This is a genomic window from Arenibaculum pallidiluteum (genome assembly GCF_017355985.1).
GTDB classification, from domain to species: Bacteria; Pseudomonadota; Alphaproteobacteria; order Azospirillales; family Azospirillaceae; genus Arenibaculum; species Arenibaculum pallidiluteum.
On record NZ_JAFIQU010000018.1, the window covers coordinates 1 to 24,696 of the forward strand.

Annotated in this window: 24 protein-coding genes; 15 read left to right on the forward strand and 9 right to left on the reverse strand. The window is 70.2% G+C overall.

Going from position 1 to position 24,696, the window contains the following annotated elements:
• Nucleotides 1–133: 133 nt before the first annotated feature.
• Nucleotides 134–1,717 (reverse strand): ABC transporter ATP-binding protein, encoded by a 1,584-nt coding sequence (locus JUB13_RS25200; RefSeq protein ID WP_207484012.1) that lies wholly within the window; start codon nt 1,715–1,717, stop codon nt 134–136.
• Between the two features lie 8 nt (nt 1,718–1,725).
• Nucleotides 1,726–2,703, reverse strand: coding sequence for a BMP family lipoprotein (locus JUB13_RS25205; protein ID WP_207484014.1), 978 nt, complete (start codon nt 2,701–2,703; stop codon nt 1,726–1,728).
• A gap of 210 nt (nt 2,704–2,913) precedes the next feature.
• On the opposite strand from JUB13_RS25205, the gene trhA reads away from it, so the two are divergent.
• From trhA to JUB13_RS25220, 3 genes are all read left to right on the forward strand, one after another.
• Nucleotides 2,914–3,606, forward strand: coding sequence for a PAQR family membrane homeostasis protein TrhA (trhA, locus tag JUB13_RS25210; protein WP_236025216.1), 693 nt, complete (start codon nt 2,914–2,916; stop codon nt 3,604–3,606).
• A 198-nt stretch (nt 3,607–3,804) separates the two neighbouring features.
• The gene (locus JUB13_RS25215) at nt 3,805–4,212 is read left to right on the forward strand and encodes a response regulator (RefSeq protein WP_207484018.1); all 408 of its coding nucleotides are present in this window, start codon (nt 3,805–3,807) and stop codon (nt 4,210–4,212) included.
• 74 nt (nt 4,213–4,286) lie between these two features.
• Entirely contained in the window at nt 4,287–5,453 is a 1,167-nt protein-coding gene (locus JUB13_RS25220; RefSeq protein ID WP_207484020.1) for an iron-containing alcohol dehydrogenase, read from the forward strand.
• On the opposite strand, the gene JUB13_RS25225 is transcribed toward JUB13_RS25220, so the two are convergent.
• Complete coding sequence (locus JUB13_RS25225; protein WP_207484022.1) at nt 5,438–5,980, reverse strand: TerB family tellurite resistance protein; 543 nt, start codon at nt 5,978–5,980, stop codon at nt 5,438–5,440. The genes JUB13_RS25220 and JUB13_RS25225 overlap by 16 nt on opposite strands.
• A 19-nt stretch (nt 5,981–5,999) precedes the next feature.
• Nucleotides 6,000–6,425, reverse strand: coding sequence for an OsmC family protein (locus JUB13_RS25230; protein WP_207484024.1), 426 nt, complete (start codon nt 6,423–6,425; stop codon nt 6,000–6,002).
• 202 nt (nt 6,426–6,627) lie between these two features.
• Between JUB13_RS25230 and JUB13_RS25235 the strand changes: the two genes are divergently transcribed.
• Nucleotides 6,628–7,206 carry a lysine transporter LysE gene (locus JUB13_RS25235; protein WP_207484026.1) on the forward strand — a complete coding sequence of 193 codons (579 nt, stop codon included), beginning with the start codon at nt 6,628–6,630 and terminating at the stop codon, nt 7,204–7,206.
• Between the two features lie 61 nt (nt 7,207–7,267).
• Here the strand turns inward: JUB13_RS25235 and JUB13_RS25240 are convergent, their stop codons facing one another.
• The gene (locus tag JUB13_RS25240) at nt 7,268–7,654 is read right to left on the reverse strand and encodes a nuclear transport factor 2 family protein (protein ID WP_207484028.1); all 387 of its coding nucleotides are present in this window, start codon (nt 7,652–7,654) and stop codon (nt 7,268–7,270) included.
• Between the two features lie 489 nt (nt 7,655–8,143).
• Between JUB13_RS25240 and JUB13_RS25245 the strand changes: the two genes are divergently transcribed.
• Nucleotides 8,144–9,367: a PQQ-dependent sugar dehydrogenase gene (locus JUB13_RS25245; protein ID WP_236025217.1), complete on the forward strand. Its 1,224-nt coding sequence runs from the start codon at nt 8,144–8,146 to the stop codon at nt 9,365–9,367.
• 40 nt (nt 9,368–9,407) lie between these two features.
• On the forward strand, nt 9,408–9,980 hold the full coding sequence (locus tag JUB13_RS32135; protein WP_207484030.1) for a c-type cytochrome: 573 nt from the start codon (nt 9,408–9,410) through the stop codon (nt 9,978–9,980).
• A 169-nt stretch (nt 9,981–10,149) separates the two neighbouring features.
• On the opposite strand, the gene JUB13_RS25255 is transcribed toward JUB13_RS32135, so the two are convergent.
• Together JUB13_RS25255 and JUB13_RS25260 are read right to left on the reverse strand one after the other, a co-directional pair.
• Nucleotides 10,150–11,769, reverse strand: a complete 1,620-nt coding sequence (locus tag JUB13_RS25255) for an acyl-CoA synthetase (RefSeq protein WP_207484032.1) — start codon at nt 11,767–11,769, stop codon at nt 10,150–10,152.
• 90 nt (nt 11,770–11,859) lie between these two features.
• Nucleotides 11,860–12,939, reverse strand: coding sequence for a Kelch repeat-containing protein (locus tag JUB13_RS25260; protein WP_236025218.1), 1,080 nt, complete (start codon nt 12,937–12,939; stop codon nt 11,860–11,862).
• Between the two features lie 147 nt (nt 12,940–13,086).
• Here JUB13_RS25260 and JUB13_RS25265 point away from each other — a divergent pair, with 147 nt between their 5' ends.
• Together JUB13_RS25265 and JUB13_RS25270 are read left to right on the forward strand one after the other, a co-directional pair.
• Entirely contained in the window at nt 13,087–13,734 is a 648-nt protein-coding gene (locus JUB13_RS25265) for a LysE family translocator (protein WP_328703014.1), read from the forward strand.
• A gap of 60 nt (nt 13,735–13,794) precedes the next feature.
• Nucleotides 13,795–14,445, forward strand: a complete 651-nt coding sequence (locus JUB13_RS25270) for a LysE family translocator (RefSeq protein WP_207484036.1) — start codon at nt 13,795–13,797, stop codon at nt 14,443–14,445.
• A 103-nt stretch (nt 14,446–14,548) separates the two neighbouring features.
• Here JUB13_RS25270 and JUB13_RS25275 read toward each other — a convergent pair whose 3' ends face one another.
• Nucleotides 14,549–15,094, reverse strand: a complete 546-nt coding sequence (locus JUB13_RS25275) for a carboxymuconolactone decarboxylase family protein (protein ID WP_207484038.1) — start codon at nt 15,092–15,094, stop codon at nt 14,549–14,551.
• A gap of 87 nt (nt 15,095–15,181) precedes the next feature.
• Nucleotides 15,182–15,721 carry a peroxiredoxin gene (locus tag JUB13_RS25280; RefSeq protein WP_207484039.1) on the reverse strand — a complete coding sequence of 180 codons (540 nt, stop codon included), beginning with the start codon at nt 15,719–15,721 and terminating at the stop codon, nt 15,182–15,184.
• Between the two features lie 197 nt (nt 15,722–15,918).
• On the opposite strand from JUB13_RS25280, the gene JUB13_RS25285 reads away from it, so the two are divergent.
• The 7 genes from JUB13_RS25285 to JUB13_RS25315 all read left to right on the forward strand — a co-directional run bounded on the left by JUB13_RS25285 (nt 15,919) and on the right by JUB13_RS25315 (nt 24,690).
• Nucleotides 15,919–17,811, forward strand: a complete 1,893-nt coding sequence (locus JUB13_RS25285) for a potassium transporter Kup (protein WP_207484041.1) — start codon at nt 15,919–15,921, stop codon at nt 17,809–17,811.
• A 119-nt stretch (nt 17,812–17,930) separates the two neighbouring features.
• On the forward strand, nt 17,931–18,314 hold the full coding sequence (locus JUB13_RS25290; protein ID WP_207484043.1) for a response regulator: 384 nt from the start codon (nt 17,931–17,933) through the stop codon (nt 18,312–18,314).
• Nucleotides 18,314–18,832, forward strand: coding sequence for a chemotaxis protein CheW (locus JUB13_RS25295; RefSeq protein WP_207484045.1), 519 nt, complete (start codon nt 18,314–18,316; stop codon nt 18,830–18,832). Before JUB13_RS25290 ends, JUB13_RS25295 begins: the two co-directional genes overlap by 1 nt.
• Nucleotides 18,829–20,298 carry a CheR family methyltransferase gene (locus tag JUB13_RS25300; protein WP_207484047.1) on the forward strand — a complete coding sequence of 490 codons (1,470 nt, stop codon included), beginning with the start codon at nt 18,829–18,831 and terminating at the stop codon, nt 20,296–20,298. The genes JUB13_RS25295 and JUB13_RS25300 overlap by 4 nt, the downstream gene beginning before the upstream one ends.
• Nucleotides 20,295–20,852 carry a chemotaxis protein CheW gene (locus JUB13_RS25305; protein WP_207484049.1) on the forward strand — a complete coding sequence of 186 codons (558 nt, stop codon included), beginning with the start codon at nt 20,295–20,297 and terminating at the stop codon, nt 20,850–20,852. The genes JUB13_RS25300 and JUB13_RS25305 overlap by 4 nt, the downstream gene beginning before the upstream one ends.
• Complete coding sequence (locus JUB13_RS25310) at nt 20,849–22,471, forward strand: methyl-accepting chemotaxis protein (RefSeq protein WP_207484051.1); 1,623 nt, start codon at nt 20,849–20,851, stop codon at nt 22,469–22,471. The genes JUB13_RS25305 and JUB13_RS25310 overlap by 4 nt, the downstream gene beginning before the upstream one ends.
• A complete protein-coding gene (locus JUB13_RS25315; protein WP_207484053.1) occupies nt 22,468–24,690 on the forward strand; it encodes a hybrid sensor histidine kinase/response regulator in 2,223 nt (740 codons plus the stop codon). The genes JUB13_RS25310 and JUB13_RS25315 overlap by 4 nt, the downstream gene beginning before the upstream one ends.
• The last annotated feature ends 6 nt before the right edge of the window (nt 24,691–24,696 follow it).

Here is a 24,696-nt window from a genome sequence, read left to right on the forward strand (position 1 = left end):
CAACCCCCGAAGGCGAGGCCGAATGGGCAGCCCGCCTCGCCGATGCCCTGAAGCCCATCCTCGCCGATCCCGCACTCTACCGCGTCGAGAGCTTCTGAGCCCTGGGGCCGGGCGAGGCGCCGGGCCCCAGGGCTCAGGCCGCGGCGTCGCGCGCGACGCCCGCCATCATCAGGCCCAGGGTCCGCTCGTCGGCGCCGGCCGCGGGCACCTCGCCGACCAGCCTTCCGTCGAACATTACGAGGATGCGGTCCGACAGGCCCATGATCTCGTCGAGCTCGACCGAGACCAGCAGGATGGCCTTTCCGGCGTCGCGCATATGGATCAGCCGGCGGTGGATGAACTCGATGGCGCCGACATCGACGCCGCGGGTCGGCTGGCCGATCAGCAGCACGTCGGGGTTCCGCTCGATCTCGCGCGCGAGAACGATCTTCTGCTGGTTGCCGCCCGAGAAGTTCGCGGCCCTCAGGTCCGGGTCCAGGGGACGGACGTCGTATTCGCGCATGTCGTGCGCGCAGTAGGAGGCGACGGCGTCCAGGTCCATCAGGATCCGGCCGTTAAGCCTCGGGTCGTCCTGGTAGCCCAGGATCGAGCATTCCGAGGCGGAGAAGCCGGTGACCAGCCCGACCTTCTGCCTGTCCTCGGGGACATGTGCCAGGCCGGCGCCGCGCAGCCCGGCCGGGGTGAAGACCACGCGGTCGGCGCTGACCTCGCGCCCCTTCAGGAAAACCCTGCCCGAACGGGGCGTCCGGATGCCGGCCAGCGCCTCGAGCAGCTCGGACTGGCCGTTCCCGGAGACGCCGGCGATGCCCACGATCTCGCCCGCGCGGACGTCGAAGCTGACGCCCTTCACGCGTTCGACGCCGCCGGCCGCGACCACCAGGTCGCGCACCGACAGAAGCACCTCGCCGGGCGTCGCGGGAGCCTTGTCGATGCGCAGCAGCACCTTCCGGCCGACCATCATCTCGGCGAGCTGCTCGCGGCTGGTCCCCGCGGTCGCGACGCGCCCGACCACCTCGCCCCGCCGCATCACCGTGACCTCGTCGGTCAGCGCCATGATCTCGCGCAGCTTGTGCGTGATGATCACGATCGTTTTTCCCTGGTCGCGCAGCGCGCGCAGGATCCGAAACAGGTGGTCGACCTCCTGCGGGGTCAGGACGCCGGTGGGTTCGTCCAGGATCAGGATCTCCGCGCCGCGGAACAGCGCCTTCAGGATCTCGACGCGCTGCTGCAGCCCGACCGCCAGCTCTCCCACCGGCGTGTCCAGGTCGACCTCCAGCCCGTACTCCTCCTGCAGGCGCCGGAGCTCTGCCCGGGCGCGGGCGAGGCCGCGGCCGAGCGTGAAGCCGCCCTCCGCGCCCAGCAGCACGTTCTCCAGCACCGAGAAGGTGTCCACCAGCATGAAATGCTGGTGGACCATGCCGATGCCCCGGGCAATGGCGTCGCGCGGCGTGCGGATGGCAACCGGCGTGCCATCGACCAGGATCGATCCGCCGTCCGGCTGCAGGTAGCCGTAGACGATGCTCATGATCGTGGACTTGCCGGCGCCGTTCTCGCCGATCACGCCATGGATGGTGCCGCGGCGCACCGTGAGCGAGACGTTGCGGTTCGCGTGGTTGGCGCCGAACCACTTGTCCACGCCCCGCACCTCGAGCGCCGGGGGCGCTTCGGCGCCCCCCTGCGCACCCCCGCGCACTCCCGGGTGTCCCGCCGGCGCCATGCCTTCCGTCACTGCTGGTACGCGCGCACCGGAAGCTGGCCGGCGACGATCTGCTGCCGGGCCTCCTGGAGCTTCTTCTCCATGTCAGCGGTTATCAGCTTGCGGTTGTTGTCGTCGACCGCATAGCCGACACCCTCCTCCTTGAGGCCCAGGGACAGCGTTCCGCCCTTCCAGCTGCCGTCCTTGGCGCTCTTCAGGCAGTTGTAGACCGCGACGTCCACGCGCTTGAGCATGGAGGTCAGGACCGAGCCCGGATGCAGGTGGTTCTGGTTGCTGTCGACGCCGATCGAGAGCTTGCCGGCGTCGGCCGCGGCCCGCAGCGCGCCCAGGCCCGATGCGCCTGCCGCCGCATAGACCACGTCGGCGCCGCGGTCGAACTGGCTGCGCGCGAGCTCGCCGCCGCGGCCGGGGTCGTTCCAGGCCGCCGGCGTGGTGCCGACGAAGTTCGCGATCACCTCGGCATTGGGGTTCACGTGCTTGACGCCCTGCTCGTAGCCCACGAGGAAGTTGCGGATCAGCGGGATGTCCATGCCGCCCACGAAGCCCACTTTGCCGGACTTGGACGCCAGAGCCGCCGCCATGCCGACGAGGTACGAGCCCTCGTGCTCCTTGAAGACGATGGACTGGACGTTGGGCTGCTTCACGACCGCGTCGACAATGCAGAACTTGGTGTTGGGGAACTCGCCCGCGACCTTGGTCATCGCGGTCTCCTGGGCGAAGCCGATGCCTGCGATCACGGTGGCTCCGCGGCGCGCCATGTTGCGGATCGCCTGCTCGCGCTGGGCCTCGTTCGTGACCTCGAACTCGCGGTAGGCGACGCCGGTCTCCTTCTTGAAGCGTTCAGCGCCGTTGTACGCGGCCTCATTGAAGCTCTTGTCGAACTTGCCGCCCATGTCGAAGACCAGGGCCGGCTGGAACTCCTGCGCCCCGGCCGCGCCGGTGCCCATGGCGAGCGCGATCGCCGCGGCCGCGAACAGCTTCTTCATTGATCCCGTCTCCCTGCGTGCAACGGCGCCACGGAGGGGCGGACGCCGTGTTCGGACGAACATAATCGGCACCGGCGCCCGAGCACAGGTCTAATCGAAAGGGGCGGGGACCGGCCCCGGCGCGCGGATCCCGCGGTACGCCGAGCGGGCAGCCTCATGTCCGGTCGCGGCGCGGGTTGAATCCACGACGGACTAGCGGAGCCACCTGCGATGCCCGAAGGCCCCAGAGGGCGAGAGTCCCGACCGCGCGCCCCCCGACCGCGCGATCCACTGCGCGAGGAGCTCGCCAATGCCGTGACCCACGGGCTCGGCGCGGCGCTCAGCATCGTTGGCCTCGTCCTGCTGTTGGCCGCGGCCAGCCTGCAATCCTCCCCGGGGCGCGTCGCCGCGCTCGTGGTCTACGGGGCGACGCTGGTGCTGCTCTATCTCGCCAGCACGCTCTACCATGCGACGCGGGACGATGGCCGAAAGCGGTTCTTCCGTCTGTGCGACCATGCGGCGATCTTCCTGCTGATCGCAGGGACCTACACGCCCTATGCGCTGATCGCGCTCGACGACGCCACCGGCTGGGCACTTTTTGCGGCGGTCTGGACGATCGCGATCCTGGGCATCGCCTTCAAGGTCGTCTGCCTCGATCGCTACGAGGGGCTGTCGCTCGCCCTCTATCTCGGCATGGGGTGGCTGGGCATCCTGGCGCTGTCGCCCCTGCTGGACCGCCTGCACCAGGATGGGCTGGTGCTCCTGGCACTGGGCGGCGTGGCCTATACCGGCGGGGTCGTCTTCTTCCTGTGGGAACGCCTGCCCTATGGCCATGCCGTCTGGCACCTCTTCGTGCTGGCGGGCAGCGCCTTCCACTTCCTGTCGATCTATCTCTACCTGGCCCAACCCGGCAGCCTGGCATGACCGGCCTTCTGGCCGCGTCGTGCCAGACGCCCTTTCATGCCCAACGCCCCTGGTAGCGAATGCCCCGTCTGGCAGGAGGATGCGGCGGGACGGATTTACCTCTTTTGCGCAGAACCTGGGATCCCGCCTGCACCGTTACAAAACTGCCATTCCAGCCATCCCATGGCCGTCCGCCGAAAACGCCTGCCGAGCCGTTCTATGCGAATCCTGATCGTCGAAGATGAAGCGCTTGTCGCGCTCGACCTCCAGGAATGCCTGGAGCGCCTGGGTCATGAGGTCGTCGGCATCGTCCGCTCCGCGGCCGAGGTCCGGGCATTGCCGGAGGAGAGCGCGCCGGACGTTGCCTTCGTCGACCTGCATCTCGGCGAGGACGAATTCGGTCCCGACATCGCGCGGTTGGTGCGCGAGCGGTTCGGGTCGATCTGCCTCTACGTGACGGGGAACGCCGAGACGGCGATGTCCCACAGGGACGGCGCCTTCGGGGTGCTCTCGAAGCCCGTGGCGGATCCCGCCCTGGCCTCGGCGCTCGCCTGCCTGGAGCGCATCCGCGCCGGGCACCCCCCGGGGCCGGCCGCCGGGGTCGTCGTGTTCGGCGGGGCCGCCTGACCGCTTCCCCCGCGGCCGTGCATCGGCCAGGATGGGCCGACAATCAGGCCTGCGAGCAGATCCCGGGGTAAGCCATGACAGCGACCATCGTCCAGCCCGCATACATGCTGATCGGCGGGGGTTCCGTCGCCCAGATTGCCGAGGTTCTTCGCCGGGCGGGAATTAGCCGCCCGCTGGTCGTGACGGATCCCTTCATCCGGGACTCCGGCATGCTGGCGCGAGTGACCGATCCGCTGGAGGCGGCGCACATACCTTATGGCGTCTTCGCGGACACGGTTCCCGATCCCACCACCGACGTGGTCTCGGCCGGCACGGCCGCGCTCGCCGCGGGCGGCTTCGACGGCATGGTGGCGCTGGGGGGCGGCTCGCCCATCGACACCGCCAAGGCCATTGGCGTTCTGGCGGCCAATGGGGGGCGAATGCGCGACTACAAGGTGCCGAACCCCATCCCGGTGGACGGCCTTCCCGTCGTGGCGGTGCCGACCACGGCCGGCACCGGGTCGGAGGTTACTCGGTTCACGGTGATCACCGACACCGAGACTGACGAGAAGATGCTGATCGCCGGGCTGGGCGTGGTGCCGCGGGCGGCGATCGTCGACTACGAGCTGACGCTGAGCTGCCCCTTCCGTCTCAGCGCGGACACCGGCATCGACACGCTGACCCACGCCATAGAGGCCTATGTCAGCCGGCGGGCGAATCCCTATTCGGACAGCCTGGCGCTTGCCGCCATGCGGCGCGTCGCGGATCACCTGCGGACCGCCTGCCTGGAGCCGGGAAACCGCCGGGCGCGGGAGGAGATGATGCTTGCCGCGACCCAGGCGGGGCTCGCCTTCTCCAATGCGTCCGTCGCGCTGGTCCACGGCATGAGCCGTCCCATCGGCGCGCATTTCCATGTGCCGCACGGCCTCAGCAACGCCATGCTGCTGCCGGCCGTCACCGAGTTTTCGCTGGCTGCGGCACCCGCCCGCTATGCCGACTGCGCGCGCGCCATGGGCGCCGCGCCGGCCGGCGCGGATGATGCCGCGGCCGGGCGCGCCCTGCTCGACGCTCTGGCCGCGCTGAACCGCGATCTGAAGGTGCCCACGCCCGCGGCATGGGGGATCGATCCCGGCCGCTGGCAGGCGCTGATCCCGACCATGGCCGAGCAGGCGCTCGCCTCGGGATCGCCGGGGAACAACCCCCGGGTTCCCACGGCGGCCGAGATCGCGGAGCTCTACCGCACCGTCTACGGCGGCGCCTGATCTGCGGGCCCTGCTGTGCCCCTTGCGGTGCCTGCACCGCCGGGCGGGACGGCCGGTGGCAGGCCGAGCGCCGCGGCGACATCGTTCAGCGCCGTGACCTCGGCGTCCGAGACATGGCCGTCCACCGCGGCGACGCCTCCCGCCACGGAGAGGACGAGCCGGGCCTCGGCGCCACTCAACCCCGCCGCGCCCAGCCGGGCCAGCAGCGCGGCGCGCGCGGGGCCGTCCCGGCGCAGCTCGGCCTTCACCGCCTCGAAGCGGCGAACGGCGTGGTTCAGGCCGAGCCGGTCGAGGTTGGCGATCTGCCGGACCGCATTGATCGCCTCGGCCTGCTCGCGCCGGGCGGCCGGGCTCGCATTGGCCGTCCGGCTTGCGGCGTCCGTTTCCCGCGCGGGCCCGTCGGCGACGGCGACGAGGGCTGCCGCCTCCACGATGGTGTCCACGATGGCCGGCTGTGTCCCGGCGATCCGTCCAGCGAGCTCACGGTAGGCGGATGCGATCGCCGCCTCGATCCAGTCGAGCAGCATGGGATGCGTTCCCGTCGCGCTACCGGAGCACGGCCTTCAGCGTGATCTCCGTGCCAGCAAGCGCCTTCGAGACCGGGCAGTTCGCCTTAGCCGCCTGCGCCTGCTGCTGGAAGGCCGCGTCGTCGATGCCGGGGACCTCGGCCTCGGTCTCGAGCTCGATGCGCGTGATCGCGAATCCGGCATCGACCTTGTCGAGATGGACGCGCGCGCTGGTGTAAACGCGCGTCGGCGGCTTCCCGGCCTGGGACAGCCCCGCCGACAGCGCCATGGAAAAGCAGCCGGCATGGGCCGCGGCGATCAGCTCCTCGGGGTTGGTGCCCTGGCCGCTCTCGAAGCGCGAGGGGAAGGAGTACGAGCCTTCGAAGGCGCCGCTGCCGAGCTTCATCGTGCCCTTGCCCTGGCGCAGGTCGCCGCGCCATTCGGCTTCAGAACTCCGTGCCACCATGTCTCGTCCTCCCTGGAGCGGGACATTCCGGCGTCTCAGCCGGATCGCCTGTCCCGATCCGTGCCTGGGTTGAGAGCGCGGGATTGACCCGCCGCAGGAAGATGGTGCCAATCGGCAGAGCCGCCAATCTCCCATCCGGGTGAGGCGCGAGCGCTTGAGCAGGATCAATGCCCGCCGGTGCGTGAACCGGTAATCCACCGGCATGACCGAACCGGCCCTCCTGATCCCGGTCGCGGCGATTCTTGCCACGCCGGGCCCCACCAACACCCTGCTCGCGGCCTCTGCCGCGCGTCGGGGAATCGTGCCGTCGCTATCCCTCGTCCCGGCGGAGCTGACTGGATATCTCGTCGCCATCGCCGCCTGGGGTCTGGTCCTGGGGCCCGCGATGGCAGTCCTTCCCCAGCTCGGGCCGGCCCTCAGGCTAGCCTGCGCGGCCTATCTGGCGCGGGCCGCCGTCCGGCTCTGGCGGGCCGGGGCGCCCGGCGGCGAGGTGGCGGCGATCGGTCCGTGCGGCGTGCTGGTGGCGACGCTCCTGAACCCGAAGGCGCTGCTCTTCGCCGTCGGCGTGTTTCCCGAAGCCGCGTTCCACAGCATCGCCGGCTTCCTGGAGGCGGCTGGCGGCTTCTCGGCCGTGCTGGTTCCCGTGGCGCTCGGCTGGATCGCGCTCGGAGCGGGCCTTGCCGGCGGCGGCCGGGGGCGACGGTCGGATCTCGCGCAGCGCGGCGCGGCCATGGTCCTGCTGGCCTTCTCGGCATCGCTGGGCGCTTCCGCCCTCGCCTGAGAAAGGGGGCGATGGCCGCATGGACCTGGAGAACCCAGGACCGTGCCGCCCATCGCGGGATTCATCCGGTGGCGCAACTCACCTCGTCCCAGGCCTGTACCGTCAGATGTCTGACGATGTGCCGATCGCGCAGGTCGAGCGTCATCGCCGACATCACATGGCAGCCATCCGAATAGGCGCATTCTTCGATGAATGCCACCCGATCGGGGCCGACCACCTCGTGCCCGACCTTATGGGTCATGTCGCGACCGCACACATCGCGCCAGAACGCGGCGATAGCTTCCTTTCCGTTCAGCCGCATCGGCGCGCTCGGCGGGCGATTGCGGTCCACCACGAGCATCTCGGCGTCCTCATCGTAGAGTTCCGCAAGGGTGGCCGCATCGCTCTCCTCCAGCGCCCGCCTCAGCGTCGTGAAATCGAAGAGCCCTGCACCTGCGCTTCCCGTCATGTGCACCTCCCTGTCGATCCGCCGCGGCTTCGCGGACACGCATCATATCCCGTCGATGGGCTTGTCTTGCCTCCACTAAGGGGTAAGGGGTAAGCGGCCCCCGCGCCTCATGCCGTGCGGATGGCCGCAAGAAGGCGATCCACCTCGGCCTTCAGCCTGTCCGTCGTGCCGACGCGGCGAGCCCGCATCTCGGAGAGCGGGGTCCGAACCAACGTCGGTGCTCTCCATCTAGTCTGCTTATTGAATAAGAGGGAAAGAAGGGGCGCGGTACTTCGGGAGAGACCCGAAAGCAGTGTCGGTGAGCATACACGGTCAAGGCGAGCCGATGCCTACCCCTATTATCCCTTCTCGGGCTCGGAGGCGTCTGCATAGTATCCTGCATAGTACGTTGAACGAACTCGCCGAAAAGGCACCGCCGGCTCCCGGCTGGACCAGCCTGGCCCAGCTACTCTCCACTCAGGCCGACGCATCGCAAAGGGAGGAGAATCAATGGCACTGGCAGGATTTTCCTGGTTTGGCACATCGCTCGCGGCCGCGTTGCTCATCGCAATGGCCGGCATGCCGCCGGCCGCCGCCCAACAGCAGGAAGAGGAGCCGTCCTGGGCAGTCGGCCGCCCCAAGAACGAGGAGGCGGCGCGCATGGCGCCGATCGCCCAGTCGCCGTTCCCCACTGCGGCCGACAAGCTTCCGGTCGCAAAACTGAAGGTGCCCGAGGGATTCAAGGTCGAAACATGGTCGAGCGGAATTCTCGACGCACGCGGCCTGCGCCAGGGTGACGACGGTACCGTCTTCGTGAGTTCGCTTTTCCTCGCGGGCAAGATCTATGCAGTCAGGGACCGTGGGGGAAAGCGCGAGGTCAAGACCATCGCCGAGGGCCTGGAGGCGGCGAACGGGATCGAATACCACAAGGGAGCGCTCTACGTCGCGACCCCGAAGGAAATCCTTCGATACGATGCCATCGAAGCGAACCTCGACTCCCCGCCGAAGCCGGTGAAGGTCTTCGATGATCTTCCCGGAGACGCTCCGCACGGTTGGAAGTTCATCAAGATCGGGCCTGACGGCAAACTCTATGTCCCGGTCGGGGCGCCCTGCAACATCTGCCTGCCATCCGAGCGCCACGCTCTGATCATGCGCATCAACCCCGACGGCAGCGGCAAGGAAGTGGTGGCGCGCGGCGTCCGCAACACAGTGGGCTTCGATTTCCATCCGCAGACGGGCGAGCTCTGGTTTACGGACAATCAGCGCGACTGGCTTGCCGAGGACATGCCGCTGGACGAGCTGAATCGCGTCACGGAGCCCGGGAAGCAGCATTTCGGGTATCCGTTCTGCCACTCCGGCCTAATGACCGATCCGGAGTTCGGCTGGGGGCGCTCGTGTGACGAGTTCACGCGCCCGGCAGCCCTTCTGGGCCCGCATGCGGCGCCATTGGGCATGCGCTTCTACACGGGCACCATGTTCCCGCAGCAGTATCGGAACGCGATCTTCATTGCGCGGCATGGCCCCTGGAACCGCACCAAGAAGGACGCGGACGTCGCGGTCGCATTTCTTGACGCCGACGGGCGAGTTCGCTCGGTCGAGCCGTTCCTTACCGGTTTTGTCGAGAACAACAATTATCTCGGACGGCCCGCCGACGTGATGGTCATGAAGGACGGGTCCATTCTGGTGTCGGATGACCACAACGGCGCGATCTACCGCATCTCCTTTGGTGGCTGAAACCGGAAGCCGTCGACCCGGCGGCGCATTCCGCCGGGTCGTGCCCGCCTTTCTTCTGCAGGTCGCCAGCCTGCTCGCGGGATCCGGAGCAGGGCAGGCGCAGACCATCGAGGAGCGCCTGGGCACTTGTCTCGCCTGCCACGGCAGCGAGGGAACTTCCGAGCAACCCGGCGTTCCGTCGCTCGGCGGACAACCGACCCTGTATGTCGCGATGCAGCTCTATTTCTTCCGGGAGGGGCGGCGGCCCGCGACGGTAATGACCGAGACGACGCGAGGCCTCAGCGACGACGAGTTGCGGGAACTTTCGGAGCGCGTCTCCGGCCTTCCAGCGCCCCAGGCACCAGAGAAGGCCTCAGACCAGGAACGCTATGAGAGGGGGGCCGTGCTCGCACGGGAGCACCGCTGTCAGTCCTGCCATGGACGCGATCTTTCTGGACGGGACCAGGTCCCGCGGATCGCGCCACAGCGGGAGGACTATTCACTGCGCAGCCTGGCCGAATACAAGAGCGGCAGACGCATTGGCCATGGTGCGTCCATGCCCGAGGTGGTCGCTCCGCTGAGCGAGGCCGATCTCGCGGACCTCGCCCATTTCCTCGCTCACTTCCGCCCATAGCGCATATGCCCATGGCGCATCTGCCCATGGCGCATCTGCGTGGAGGCGATGCATCTGACCGCGACAAGATCACCGTGGCGGCAGACGCGCACGGATGATGAAGCTGTCAACTCCGCAGCCCCATGGGTGGGTTCGCAGTTCGTACGTTGCGGACCCTTTGCCTGCCGCCTCAGAGCGCGGCGGCGATCGCGCGCAGGCGAACCTTGTCGATCTTGCCGGCGGCGGTGCGGGCGAGGTCCGCGAAGACCACCGTCTTCGGCGCCTTGAAATGGGCGAGGTGCTCGCGCGCGAAGGCGATGATCTCGGCCTCGGTCGCGCTGTGGCCGGGCCGCAACTTGACGAAGGCGCAGGGCGTCTCGCCCCATTTCTCGTCGGGGCGCGCGACCACCGCCGCGTCCTCGACGGCGGGATGGCGGTGCAGCACCGCCTCGACCTCGATGGTGCTGATGTTCTCGCCGCCCGAGATGATGATGTCCTTGGAGCGGTCCTTTAGCTCGATGTAGCCGTCGGGGTGCCGGACGCCGAGATCTCCGGTGTGGAACCAGCCGCCGGCGAAGGCGGCCTGCGTTGCGGCGGGATTCTTGAAGTATCCCTTCATTACGATGTTTCCGCGCATCAGCACCTCGCCCATGGTCGCGCCGTCGGCCGGCACGGGCTCCAGCGTCGCGGGATCGCCGATGCGCAGGCCCTCGAGCACCGCATAGCGCACGCCCTGGCGCGCCTTGCGCCGCGCCCGCTCTTCGGGCGGCAGTGCGTCCCACTCCTCGTGCCAGGCGCAGGTCACCGCCGGGCCGTAGACCTCGGTCAGCCCGTAGACATGGGTGATGCGGAAACCCTCGCGCTCCATGCGCTCGATCACCGCGGCTGGCGGCGGCGAGGCGGCCGTCATCACCTCGACCGTGTGCGCGAAGGGCCGCTGGTCGGCCTCGGCCGCGTGGATCAGCAGACCCAGCACCACCGGAGCGCCGCAGAGATGGGTCACGCCGTGCCCGGCGATGGCCTCGAAGATGGCGGCGGCCTCGACCCGGCGCAGGCAGACCTGGGTCCCCGCGAGCGCCGCTATGGTCCAGGGGAAGCACCAGCCGTTGCAGTGGAAGAGCGGAAGGGTCCACAGGTAGACGGGATGGCCCGACAGGCCCCAGGTCAGCACGTTGCCCACGGCGTTCAGATAGGCACCCCGGTGATGGATCACGACGCCCTTCGGATCACCCGTGGTGCCCGAGGTGTAGTTCAGCGCGATGGCATCCCATTCGTCCGCGGGCGGCGCGCCGCCGAATTGGGGATCGCCGCCGGCAAGGAAGGATTCGTAGTCCGTGCTCCCGATCGGGGCGTTGGGCGGCGCTGCGGGATCGTCGATGTCGATCACCAGCGGGCGGCGGTCCGTGCGGGCGAGAGCCGCCGCGGCGAGCGGCGCCAGCTCGCGGTCGACCAGCAGGACCTTGGCCTCGCCATGCTCCAGGATGAAGGTGATGGTGGCCGCATCCAGCCGGGTGTTGATGGCGTTCAGCACGCCTCCGGTCAGCGGCACGGCGTAGTGCGCCTCGATCATGGCGGGGGTGTTGGGGGCCAGCATCGAGACCGTGTCGCCGTGTCCGATCCCGGCTCGCGCCAGCGCCGAGGCGAGGCGCCGGCTGCGCTCCCAGGTCTCCCGCCAGGTGCGGCGCAGCGCACCGTGGATCACGGCGATGCGCTCGGGATACACCGCCGCCGCGCGCTCGACGAAATTCAGCGGCGTCAGCGGCGCGAAATTGGCGGGATTGCGGTCGAGATCGCGGTCATAGGCGGTCATCGGGAGCCTCGGGGTTGCAAGCGCGGACGGCGGGCGGCTGGGAGGACGGCGGATGGAGGGTTTCGGATGCCGGACGGGCGCGGCGCGACCTCAGCCCAGCGTGAAGGCCTCGTGCACCGCGCTCTGGACGCCGCCGCCCATCACGGGCCCCCCGCCGGCCACATGGATGAAGTCGCCCAGGACGACGGCGCCTAGCCCGTGCCGCGGCGTCGGCATCGGCGCGAAGTGCTGCCAGGAATCGGTCCTGGGGTCATAGGCCTCGTTCTGGCCGAAGACGCGGTTCGACCCCTCGCCCCCCATGCAGAAGATACGCCCGCGGTACAGCACCGCTCCATGGCCGCTGCGGGCCGTGGGGAACGGCGCGCGCATCTCCCACCGGTCGGCGGCGGGATCGTAGGCATGGTGCAGGTTCGAGTTCGTGTGAAAGCTGTCGACGCGGCCGCCGATCACGTGGATCCGTCCGTCCAGCGCCACGATCCCGGTGTGGTCGCGCCCGGTCGGAAGCGGCGCGCGGGTCTCCCACCTGTCGGCGGCGGGATCGTAGGCCAGGTGCCAGTCGACGGAGCGGCGCGCCTCGAAGCCGGTGCCGATGCCGCCGCCGACCGCATGCAGCCGGCCGCCCTCGGCCACGCAGGCGATGGCGCCGGTGGGGCGGGGCAGGGGAGCGATGCTCCGCCATGCCTGCGTCCCGCGTTCCAGCGCGAAGCAGCGGTCGTGCGGCGTGTTGTTCTGGGCGGTGAAGCCGCCAATCGCGAAGAGCGTGCCGCCCAGGACGGCGACTCCCACGTGGTTGGCGCCCAGCGGCAGGGGCGGCGCGGCCAGCCAGGTATCGGAGGCGGGGTCGTAGACATGGTGGTAGGGCCGGTCGACCCGCTGCTCGGCATAGCCGCCGAGGAGATGGAAGCGGCCGTCCCGCTCCGCCGCCCACGCCATCTCGCTGCGCGGTAGGGGCAGCGGCGCGCGCTCGATCCAGCGGCCGGGCTGCTCGGCGGCCGGCGCAGGGCTGTCGAAGACCCGTTGGCGGGCCGCCGCCTCGGGGAGGCCGGTCCGCCCGGGCTCGCGCAGGCTCTCGTAGAGGCCGCCGTGATGGGCCGGCCCCTGGGCCGCTGCTGGAAGGGTGATTAGGGCGATGCCGCTCGCCATGAATCCGCGCCGGCCGCAGGTGCCCATCGCAAAGGTCTCCCTGGCTGAATGTCGGGGGTGCCGACAAGCCATAGCACCGATCCCCGGCGACCGCATCACCGGCAGCCATCCGCCATTGCGTCAGGGGGCGGGATGGGCATACTCCGCGCCACCTCAAAGCGAGTGCAGGGGACCGTGCCTTTTCTGTTCGACGAGTTTGGCGTGCTGGTGCGCGGGATCATCATGGGCTTCGTGATCGCGGCGCCGGTGGGACCCATCGCCCTGCTCTGCGTGCGACGTACCCTCGAGCACGGCGTGCGGTTCGGCGTCGCCACCGGCCTCGGGGCCGCGCTGGCGGACACGGTCTACGGCGCGGTGGCCGCCTTCGGCGTGCAGGTCCTGATCGACCTGCTGACCGGGCACCAGACGGCCTTCCGGATGATCGGCGGTGCGTTCATGGTGGCTGTCGCCGTCCACGGCTTCCGCGCCCGATCGCTCCCCGAGGGCGGCGAGGTCCCGGATCCGCCCGGCCTGGCCGCGAATTTCGCGACCGGGCTCGTGCTGACGCTCTTCAACCCGCTGACGGTGTTCGGCTTCCTCGCGATCTTCGCGGGGTTCGGGCTCGGCGGCGGTCTCGGCAACGCGGATGCGGCGACGGTCGTGGTCGGCGTGTTCCTGGGCGCCTCGCTCTGGTGGCTGATCCTGAACGCAGGCGTGGCGGCGATCGGACACCGGATCAACGATGCCTGGTTCCGTGCGATCAATCGCACCGCGGCCGGGCTGCTCCTGGCCTTCGGAGCCTATGCGGTGGTCAGCGCGATCGGAGAGCTGGCCTGGGCCTAGGATCCCGCGCCGGAGCGCGCTAGCCTGGGGAGATCCGACCAGCGGGACCCCGACACCTCCATGACGATGCTGCTTCAGCCGCCCGTGCCCTGGGACGACCTCCTGATGGTCTACGGGGCCTATCTGATCGCGACCGCGAGCCCGGGGCCCAGCAACATGGCGATCATGGGCGTCGCGATGAATGCGGGGCGCCGGCAAGCCCTGACCCTCGCCGCCGGGGTCATGACGGGATCCATGTTCTGGGCGACACTCGCGGGAACCGGCGTCTCGGTGGTCCTCGCCTCCTATGCCCAGGTTCTGACGGCCATCAAGCTGCTGGGCGGCCTTTACCTGCTGTATCTCGCCTGGCGGTCGGCACGCTCGGCCATGGCGGGAGGAGCGCCGCGGCCGCAGGGCGGCGGGACGCAGCGCGACGGGCTCCCTGCGATTTACCTGCAGGGACTGCTGCTGCACCTCACCAACCCCAAGGCGATCCTGGCCTGGCTCGCGATCATGTCGCTGGGCCTCGGGGACTCCGGTCATGCGTCCGCGGTTCCCGCCATCATCGGCGGTTGCGCGGGGCTGGGCGTGATGGTCTTCGGAGGCTACGCGCTGGTGTTCTCGACCGGGCCGATGGTGCGGCTCTACGCCCGCGCGCGGCGTTGGCTGGAAGCGGTGCTGGCGCTCTTCTTCGGCTTCGCGGGGCTGCGGCTCCTGCTGTCCCGGAGCTGACCCCGGTCAGCGGCCCCGGAAACGCGTCCGGCCGGGCGCTGCCTGCGCCCGGCCGGATCGTGGCATCCCATTCGGCCGGGCCCGTTCGGCCCGGCCGTTCTGGTCAGGCGAGGGCGGCTTCCGCCAGGGCAGCCTCGCCCTCGATCGCCGCGGCGACGGCATGGATCACGGCGGCGATCCGGATCGTGTCCTGGACGCCTTCCTTCGTGATGCCCTTGCCGAGCACCTCGTGCTCGTGGGACTCGATGCACATCCCGCAGCCGTTCACAGCCGAGACGGCGAGCGACCACAGCTCGAAGTCCACCTTGTCGACGCCGGGGTTGCCGATGACCTGCATGCGCAGGCGTGCCGGCAGCGTCTTGAAGTCGGGCGAGCCCGAGAGATGGACGAAGCGGTAGTAGATGTTGTTCATGCCCATGATCGCAGCCGAGGCCTTGGCGGCGGTCATGGCGGCGTCGGACAGGTGCTGGCGGGCCTCGCCGACGATCGCGCGGATGACCTCGGCGTTGCGCGAGGCGAGGGCGGAGGCGACCGCGGCGCCCCACACCTGCTGCGGCGTCAGGCTGGTCGAGGTCAGCACGTTCGAGAGGTTGAGCTTCAGGTCCTTGGCGTAATCCGGCAGCTTGGCCTTCAGCGCGTCGATCGACATCGGGCGGCTTCTTTCTGTCCTCGGGAAGTCAACGGGAAGGCGCCCGGGCCGATCCCCGGGCGCCTTCGCATCGGATGCTGGAGGCCGTCAGGCGACCTTCAGCGTGTCCTGGCCGTTCTGCCAGTTGCAGGGGCACAGCTCGTCGGTCTGCAGGGCGTCGACGGTGCGCAGGATCTCCTGCGGGTTGCGGCCGACCGACAGGTCATAGACCGAGGCATGGCGGATGATGCCCTCGGGATCGACCACGAAGGTGGCGCGCAGGCACACGCCCTCTTCCTTGTGCAGGATGCCGAGCGCGGAGGAGAGCTCGCGCTTGACGTCGGCCAGCATCGGGAAGGGCAGGTCCTTCAGGTCCTCGTGGTGCACGCGCCAGGCGTGGTGCACGAACTCGCTGTCGGTGGACAGGCCGAGGATCTGCGCGTCGCGGTCCTTGAACTCCTCGTTCAGCTTGCCGAACGCGACGATCTCGGTCGGGCAGACGAAGGTGAAGTCCTTCGGCCAAGCGAACAGCACCAGCCACTTGCCCTTGTAGCTCTGGTCGGTAATGTCCGTGAAGGCCTGCTTCATGTCGGTGGACACGACGGCCTTGAGGTTGAAGGCCGGAAGCTTGTCGCCAACGGTCAGCATGGGGAACTCCCTCTCGATATGCCCGGCGGGGCGTGTTTGGAATAGTTCCAAACTTAGCGAGAGGGCGCCGCCGAAAGCAACCGCGAAGTTTGCAGCGCGGCAAAGCGACGCGTCGGGCATGGAATGGGGCACGTGACGCCGATCGCGGTGCTCGATTGTTCCCTCATCCTGACCGAAGGAGCCGGCAGGGATCACACATGGAGCTGTCCGCTGAAATCGGCCACGGCGGAGGAGGCCGGCTGGCTCCCATGGTCCTGGCAGCGCTGGGCATCGTCTACGGCGACATTGGGACGAGCCCGCTCTACACGCTGCGCGAGTGCTTCGGTCGCACCGTGGACCTGCCGCTGACCGAGGCCAATGTCCTCGGCATCCTCTCGCTGATCCTGTGGTCGCTCGTCCTGGTCGTCACGGTGAAGTACGTGATCGTCATCATGCGCGCGGACAACCGTGGCGAGGGCGGCATCCTGGCGCTGATGACGCTGGCTTTGAGGAATGCCGATCCAGCCCATTATCCCCGGGCGACGCTGACCGTGCTCGGCATGTTCGGAGCGGCGCTGTTCTTCGGCGACGGGCTGATCACCCCGGCGATCTCGGTCCTTGGTGCCGTCGAGGGGCTGAAGGTCGCGGCGCCGTCGCTATCGCCCTGGATCCTGCCGCTGACGCTGGTGATCCTCCTGGGCCTGTTCCTGGTGCAACGCGGCGGTACCAGCCGCGTCGGCCGGCTGTTCGGCCCGGTGATGGCCGTCTGGTTCCTGGTGCTCGGCGGCCTGGGAGCCGCGGAGCTGATCCGGGCGCCGGACGTGCTGCGCGCGGCCTCGCCGGGCTGGGCGGCCGCCTTCGCCCTGGAGAACGGCTGGCTCGCCTTCGTGGCGCTGGGATCGGTCGTGCTGGCCGTAACCGGGGCCGAGGCGCTGTATGCCGACATGGGCCATCTCGGCCGCGCGCCGATCCGCGTCGCCTGGCTCGGCCTCGTCCTGCCGGCACTGCTGCTGAACTACTTCGGGCAGGGCGCATTGCTGCTGCACGATCCGGCCGCGCTCGAGCACCCCTTCTTCCATCTCGCGCCTGACTGGGGCGCGCTGCCGCTTCTGCTGCTCGCCGCGGCGGCGACTGTAATCGCCTCGCAGGCGGTGATCTCGGGCGCCTTCTCGGTGGCGCGGCAGGCGATTCAGCTCGGTCTGATCCCGCGCATGCGGGTCCGCCACACCTCGGCCGAGGAGATCGGGCAGATCTACATCCCGCGTCTCAACTGGCTTCTCTGCGTGCTGGTGGTCACGCTGGTCCTCGGGTTCGGGTCCTCCTCCAGCCTGGCCTCCGCCTACGGACTCGCCGTGACGGGCGAAATGACCATCGCCAGCGTGCTCGGCTACGTGGTTGCGCGCACCCTCTGGGGCTGGTCGCGCCTCTGGGCGGTGCCGGCGCTGCTGGTCTTCATGGCCATCGACCTGTCCTTCTTCGGCGCCAACCTGCTGAAGGTCGCCGATGGCGGCTGGTTCCCGTTGCTGGCGGGGGTCACGGCCTTCACGCTGATGGCGACTTGGCGCCGCGGCAGGGAGATCGTCTTCCGGCGGCTGGCCGCGCAGGGCATGGAGGTCGACCTGTTCGTCCGGCGCTGCCAGGAGAAGCCGCCCCTGCGGGTTCCCGGCACGGCGATCTTCCTGACCGGCAGCACCCGGCTGATCCCCCATGCGCTTCTGCACAACCTGAAACACAACAAGGTCCTGCACGAGCGCGTGATTCTGCTGACGGTTAAATCCGAGGAGGTGCCTCGCGTCGACGAGGCGCGGCGAATCGAGTTCTCGGAGCTCGGGCAGGGGTTCCACCGGGTGATCCTGCGCTTCGGCTTCGTGGAGGAGCCTCACGTGCCGCAAGCCCTGAAGCTGCTCGCGGAGCACCACCTGCCAATCGACCTGATGTCGACCTCGTTCTTCCTGGGCAGGGAAACCATCGTGCCGTCGACCCGGCCCGACCTGCCGCACTGGCAGGAGCGGATCTTCGTTGCGCTGTCCACCACGGCCATCGCCGCATCCGACTTCTTCTGCATACCGGCCAACCGCGTCGTCGAGCTGGGAACCCAGATCGAGGTTTGACCGGAGATGCGGCCTCGCCTATGCAAACGGATGATCCGCGCACCCGCCGTTGCGGCCCCGGCGTTTCATCTTTGAGGAGAAGGACGATCTGGACGCAGGCGCAGGACCGGAGGTCCCCGATGGCGGAAATTGCACTTGCGGGAAAGCGGATCCTGCTGGTGGAGGACGAGTTCTTCGTGGCCATGGCGCTGGAGGAGCTCCTGCGCTCGCTGGGCTGCGACGTCCTCGGGCCGGTCGCGGATCTCGACGAGGCGCTGCGGATCGCCGCCGGGGCGGAGATCGATGCGGCGGTGCTCGACGTCGACGTGCGCGGCCGGCCGGTCTTCCCGCTGGCCGAGGCGCTGGCTGCACGCGGCATCGGCTTCGTCCTCGCGACCGGGCACGGCGCCGAGGCGCTGCCGGAGGCATACCGGACCGTGCCGCGTCTGCGCAAGCCGTTCCAGCCGCGCGAGCTGCAGGCCGGCATCGCCGCGGCGCTGGCGGCGGCACGCCCGGTGCCGTAATGCCCTGGGCGAGGATCGCCGGCGCTGCGCCGGGTGCCGTCGCGCACACGGTCTTGGTGGTCTCAGGGCGCAGCTGCGCGCTGCCGGTCTCGGCCGTGCGCGAGATCCTGCCCTACGCCGCGCTGTCCGCGCCGCCGGGGCTTCCTTCTCTTCTCGCGGGCTTCCTCGACCTCGCCGGGACCGCGGTCGCGGTCGTGCGGACGGCGCGGCTGTTCGAGCTTCCCGAGCCGCCGCCCGATACGTCGACGGCGCTGGTGCTGCTGCGTGCCGCGGCGGCACCGACCGCGCTCCTGGTCGACCGCGTCGTCGACGTCCGCGCGGTGACCGAGGAGGCCCGCCGGCCGATCTCGCCGGGGATGTCCCTGGCCGGCTGCGTGGTCGCGGAGGCCGATCTCGACGGCGTGCCGACCGCCATCCTTGCCGCCGAGCGCATCCTGATGCGCGAGGAGGAGGCGCTGCTGGCCGAGCTGCAGGCAGCGGCGCAGCGGCGGCTCGACGAGGTCCAGGCCGCTTCATGAGCCCGCGCCATGCGACGCTGCTCCGGCACGCGGCGTTCCCGCGGGTGAAGCAGCTCGTGGCCGAGCTGACCGGCATGGTCTTCTATGCCGACAAGGACGAGACGCTGGCTGCGATCCTGGAGCGCCGGCTGGCCATGCTCGGCCTCCGCGATCTCGGCATCTACCTGGACCGGCTTTCGGATCCGGACGAGCGCGAGACCCTCGTCTCCGAAGTCGCCATCGGCGAGACCTACTTCCTGCGCCACCTCGCCCAGTGGGAAGCGCTGGAGTCGATCGTGCTGCCGGCGCTGATCCAGCGCAATGCCGCGACCCGGCGCCTGCGCTGCTGGAGCGCGGGCTGCGCCGTCGGCGCCGAGCCCTATACGCTCGCAACCCTGCTGCGTGGACGATTCGCCCGGGAACTCGATGGCTGGGGCGTCACGATCCTCGGCACCGACCTGAACCGCAACGCGCTCGACGCGGCGCGGGCCGGCATCTACGGCTCCTGGTCGTTCCGGGCGACGCCGGACAGCTTCCGTGAGCGCTGGTTCCGGCCGCATGGCGACGGCTGGGAGATCCTTCCCGAGATCCGAGCCAGCGTCGAGTTCCGCCGCCACAACCTGGTGACCGACGCCATTCCCCCCGACGGAGGCGCCTTCGACCTGATCCTGTGCCGCAACGTGATGATCTACTTCGACGCGCCGACCATCGCGACCCTGGCCAAGGCGCTGCACGGTGCCCTGGTCGAGGAGGGCTGGCTGGTGGTCGGGCACGCCGAGACCTCGCCCCGGGCCTTTGCCGACTTCGAGACGGTGATGCTGCCGGAGACCACTTTGTACCGCCGCCATGCCGGGCCGCCACGTGGCGGGGCGGCTCCCACCGTCCGGCCCGGCCGGCCGACGGCACGACCGGCGCCCGGGCCGGCGCGGGGGGCGGCGACCCAGTCGCCACCCGGGCCGGCACCGGCGAACGGGCGCCGGCCGGATCCCAGGCAGCCACCGCCGCGCACGCCCGGCCCGCGGGAGTCCGTACCTCCTTCCCCGAAGCCTGCCGCCGGCGGGCCTGCGCCGCCGCCCCGCGCGCAGGGCCTGCCCGATGACATGGCCATCCGCGGCCTGATCGGGCGCGGCGACTGGGCGGCCGCGCAGGCGGCCTGCACGGCCCGGCTGGAGGCGGACGCGCTTGATGCGGGCGCCCAGGCGCTGATGGGCCTGCTCCTGGACGAGCGCGGCGACGCCGCGGCGGCCGAGGGCGCCTATCGGCGCGCGCTGTTCCTGGACCGGCGCGCCGTCCTCGCGCACTATCAGCTCGGCTGCCTGCTGCGGCGCCGCGGCGAGCTTTCCAAGGCGCGGCGCGCCTTTCGGAACGTCCTGGAGCTGCTCGCTTCGGCCGAGGACGCGGCCGCCCTTCCCGAAGCGGGCGGGGCGACGGCCGGGGAGCTGCGCCGCGCCGCCATGCTGCAGCTCAAGACCCTGGAGGAGACATGATCCGATCCCCGGCGCAGGAGGGCGGTCCCGAGGACCTGGCCCTCGCCGCCCTGTTGCGCCGGCGCGCCGAGCGCCTGGCCGCCCCGCGCATTGCCGAGGCGCCTCGGGCGGGCGGCTCGGTGCTGAGCTTCGGCATCGGCCCCGAGACCTACGCCATCGCGCTCGGGTCGCTAACCGAGGCGGCGGCGCTCGAAGGCTGCGCCGCGGTGCCGGGCTGGCCGCCCGAGCTGCTGGGCGTCGTGAACCGGCGCGGGACGCTGGTGCCGGTGCTCGACCTGCGGCGGGTGCTCGGGCTACCCGAGCCCGCCGAGCCCGGGGCCGTCCTGTTCCTGCGCGGCGTGCGGACGATCGGTCTGAGGGTCGATGCGCTGGGCGAGGTCAGGCAGGTTCCGGACGAGGCCGTGGCCGACCCGCCCGAGGCCGCCGGCCCCCTCGTCGCGGGCGTTTCCAGCGACGGCTTGATTCTGCTGGACGTCCGGAGAATCCTTGCGCTCCCCCTGTTCGGCCCAGCCGATGGACCGATTCCCGACCGAGACATGGACCGGACACGATGAGCCCTGACCGTTCCCGCGGCTTCTGGCAGACGCTGAGCGTCAGCGGCAAGATGCTGTTCGTCGCAGCGGTGTTCTCCGCGACCATCCTCTTCCAGATCGCCTTTTCCGTGATGGCGCTGGATACCCAGGCCAACGGGTCCGAGCAGGTGGATGCGCTCGGCCGCCAGCGCTTCCTGATCACGCGCTACTACGCGGACGCCCTGCAGAGCGTGATCGGCGATCCCGAGGACTACCGGCTGATGCGCCGGGTATACGAGGAGAACCTGGGGGCGCTGATCGGAGGCGGGCGCGTCAACGTCGATTTCGACACCGGTCGCTATGTCACCATGCCGGCCGCGAGTGCCGAGCTGGCCGAGCGCCTTTCGGCGCAGCAGGCCGCGGCGAACCGGCTCTTCTCGGCCATGGACCGGTTCCTTGCCATGTCGGCGGCCGAGCGCCAGGCCTCGCTGCCGCTGCTGGACGAGATGGCGCGCATACGGCGCGAGGTCGCGACCCTGGCCGACACCACCGCGAAGACGCTGTCGCGCGACCTGCGCCAGCAGGTCGAGGTCTCGATCCAGCGCGCGATCGTGGTGGGGCTGATCGCCGCGGTCACCGGCCTCGTGGCGACATGGCTCGTCGGACGGTCCATCACCGGTCCGCTCGGCGAAGCGGTCGGGCTCGCCCGCGCGATCACGGATGGCGACCTGTCGGTCCGAGCCGTCCCCGTGCGCTCGAGCGACGAGGTCGGCCTGCTGATGGGAGCCTTGAACCAGATGCTGGTCTCCTTGCGCAGCGTCACCGAGGAGACGCGCGGCGCGGCGGACCGGTTGCGCCGCGAGGTCTCGCAGATCGTGGCCTCGGTCCAGGAGCAGGCCAGCAGCACCAAGCAGCAGGCTGCGGCGGTCCAGGAGATCACCTCGACCGTCGAGGAGATCAGCCAGTCCGCCGAGCAGGTCTCCGGCATGGCGCGCGAGGTCGGGGGGGCCGCCGACGATGCCGTCGCGACCGGCCGCTTCGGGCTGCAGGCCGTCCTCGACACCACGGCCGCCATGGAGGCGATCCGGTCCCAGGCTGAAAGCGTCGCGGAGACCGTGGTCATGCTCTCGGAGCGGACGCAGGCCGTCGGCGAGATCATCGCGACCGTGAACGAGATCGCCGAGCAGTCGAACCTGGTGGCGCTCAACGCCGCCATCGAGGCCGCCGACGCAGGAGAGCAGGGACGCCGGTTTGCCGTGGTGGCGAGCGAGATCAAGGCCCTGGCCGACCAGGCGAAGGAGGCGACCAAGCAGGTTCGCTCGATCCTCGAGCAGACGCAGAAGGGCATCAATACCTCGGTCATGCTGACCGAGGAGGCGCTGAAGCGCGTGGCCTCGGGCCGGGACAAGACCTCGAGCGCCGAGGAGGCGATCCGGCGCATGGCGGCGAGCATCCAGGAGAACGCCGACTCCTTCCAGCAGGTCGCGGCTGCCACGGGGCAGCAGCAGATCGGCCTGGAACAGATCGCGCAGGGCCTGCATCAGATCCGGCAGGCCAGCCTCCAGACCGCGACCAGCACGGACCAGCTCGCCCGCACTTCGGGCGAGCTGAACGGCTTGGCCGACGCGCTGGCCCGGGCCATGGAGAAGTACCGCTTGTGACCGGAATCCGGGAAAAGCTGCTGGCCGCATTCGAGGCGGAGCACCGGGAATACCTGACCGATATCGGGGCACGCCTGGACCGCCTTGGCGAGGGCGGCGCCCTCGGTGCCGAGATCGAGGAGATGCTGCGCCAGGCCCACAGCCTCAAGGGGGCGGCGCGCGCCGTCGACCTTCCCGGGATCGAGGCCGTGGCGCACCGCCTGGAGGCCGTCTTCATCGCGCTGCGCGACGGGATCGTTCGTTTCGGCCCCGTGCAGGCCAGCGCGATTCGCCAGGCGCTGGACGCCATCGAGGACTTGGCCTCGGCCGCGCGTGGGGGGCGCCCCGTGGATGCGGATTCCACGCTTTCCGCGCTCGACGCGGTCCTCCGCGACGGACCGGCTTCGGCTCCCCGGCAGACGGTCCCGGCTGCGCGGCCGCCGGAACCCCCCGCTCCCCAGGAAGCCGCTTCCCATGACGCCGCACCGGCCCGGCCCGACAGCACCGGAACGCTGCGGCTGGAGGCGGCGCGTCTCGACGACCTGCTCCGAACCGCGGGCGAGCTGCTGGCCGAGCAGACCCGTATGGACGCCACCGGCAGGCAGCTCGGCGAGCTGGACCGCGAGGCCGCCGATCTGGAGCGGAGCTGGGCCGCGCTCCGCCGCGCGATCGGTGCCGCTGTTCCCGCCTTCGGCACCGATGCCGAGGCGCTGGGGTTGGGCCGCCTGTCCGACGCCTTCGAGCAGCAGCTGCGCCGCCTGCGCCGTGTCGGCCGCGAGGTGCGGCGGCGGCACGAGGGCGCCTTGCGCTCGGCGCGGCGCACCGGCGAGGCGTTGGGGCGCCAGCTTCGCGCGGCGCGGATGACGCCGGCCGCTTCCGTCTTCGAAGGTGCGCGCAAGATGGTCCGCGACCTCGCCGCCGACACCGGAAAGGAGGTCGCCGTCGAGATCCGCGGCCTGGAGGTCCAGGCGGACCGGTTGGTCCTGCAGGAGCTGAAGGACCCCGTGATGCACCTGCTGCGCAACGCGGTCGGGCACGGCATAGAGCCGCCGGAGCAGCGCCGGGCGGCGGGAAAGCCACCGGAGGGCCGGGTCTCGCTGGAATTCCGGGTGGCCGGCGACCGTCTGCTGGTGATCGTGTCCGACGACGGGCGCGGCTTCGATCCCGCAGAGATCACAGCGGCGGCGCGGCGTGCCGGCCTGATCGCCGCGGACGAGCCCGCACCCGCCGGCGCGGATCTGCTGGAGCTGCTCTTCTCCTCCGGGTTCTCGACCCGCGAGGCCGCGGATTCCATCGCCGGGCGCGGGATCGGCCTGTCCGTCGTGCGCGAGGCGGTCCACCGGCTCGACGGCACGGCCGTCGCGACCCGGCGGCCGGATGGCGGGGCACGGTTCCGGCTGTCGGTCCCGGTTTCCGCGCTGGCCCGCGACGTGCTGCTGGTCCGCACGGGCGGTCGCATCTTCGCGCTGCCCGCCGACGGGATCGAGCGGCTGATGCGTCTCGAAGCGCAAGCCGTCGGGTCGGTCGAGGGACGGCCCGCGATCCAGATCGACGGCCGGCCGGTGCGCATGGCGGGCCTATCGGCGCTGCTCGGCCTCGCGGAGACGAGCATCGAGACCACGCGGGCGCGCATGCCGGTGGTCGTGCTCGGCGACGAGCGGCCGGTACTGGCGCTTGGTGTCGACGAGCTGCTGGGGCTGCGCAATGTGCTCGTGCGAAGTCTCGGCCTGCCGGCCGCCCCGGGTGCCCTGGCCGCAGGCGGGGTCGTGCTGGAGGACGGCGACGTTGCCGTCGTGCTGAACCCTGCCGCGCTGGAGCGCAGCCTCCGTCGCGCGCCCACCGCCGTCGAGACGCGCGAGCGCGCGGCGACGCGCCGCGCTCCCGTGGTGCTGGTTGTCGACGACAGTCTGACGACACGGACGCTTGAGAAGAGCATCCTGGAGGCCCACGGCTACGAAGTGCTGATGGCGGTCGATGGCATCGAGGGCCTGAACCGCGCCCGCACCGAACGCCCCGATGTCGTGGTCACGGACATCCAGATGCCCCGGCTGGACGGGTTCGGCCTGGTGCAGGCGATGAAGCAGGACGAGGCGCTGAAGGAGATCCCGGTGGTGATCGTGAGCTCGCTGGATCGCCGCGAGGAGCGAGCCAGGGGGCTGGCGCTCGGCGCGGATGCCTACGTGGTGAAGCAGAGATTCGACCAGCAGGCGCTGCTGGAGACCATCCGGCAGCTCATATAGGGGACC